Consider the following 683-nt stretch of genomic DNA (forward strand, 5'->3'; position numbering starts at 1 on the left):
CGCCAGAAGTGGGTAGGGTAACCGTAAGGAGCCCGCTTACCACGGTAGGTTTCATGACTGGGGTGAAGTCGTAACAAGGTAGCCGTAGGGGAACCTGCGGCTGGATCACCTCCTTTCTAGAGAAGGCAAGGTCAGGCACTTACAGCCTATCGGTTATTTGAGAGTTGGGGCGGCAGAGATGCTGCAAAGACTGGGTTTGTAGCTCAGCTGGTTAGAGCACTGTGTTGATAACGCAGGGGTCGTAGGTTCGAGTCCTACCAGACCCACCAAGACTTGCTTGATTTTTGGGTCAGGCAAGGCGCGAGGGAGCGAAGTGTACTGGAGTACACGAGCGACCGAGCAACGCAGCATCACCCAAAAAGAGGGGGATTAGCTCAGTTGGGAGAGCACCTGCTTTGCAAGCAGGGGGTCGTCGGTTCGATCCCGTCATCCTCCACCACCCAATGCAAACAAAAATGCATTCAGTCCGCTGAGTGAGTTTTTGTTTGCGTTGTAAAACGCCCGATCTTTAACAAACTGAAGAAGCCAATTTACAAGCGGCGAAACAAAACGATAGGTTAATTCTGATCGTAATGAATCGTCGACTTGGGTAGAAAGATTGTATCGACTGTCGTATACGCCTTAGTGTGCGACAAGTCACCAGCGCGAAGCTCATCAGATTAAGGTAACTGAAATGATAGGGT

The 683-nt window shown here is 50.8% G+C and carries 2 tRNA genes and 1 rRNA gene; all 3 read left to right on the top strand.

From position 1 onward, the window contains the following. Positions 1-116, top strand: a 16S ribosomal RNA gene (locus ACZ9XP_RS17750); the annotation flags it as partial. A 76-nt stretch (positions 117-192) separates the two neighbouring features. Further along, a tRNA-Ile gene (locus tag ACZ9XP_RS17755) sits at positions 193-269 on the top strand. A gap of 94 nt (positions 270-363) precedes the next feature. Further along, positions 364-439: transfer RNA gene (locus tag ACZ9XP_RS17760), tRNA-Ala, on the top strand. The last annotated feature ends 244 nt before the right edge of the window (positions 440-683 follow it).

This window comes from Vogesella perlucida, from assembly GCF_979366545.1.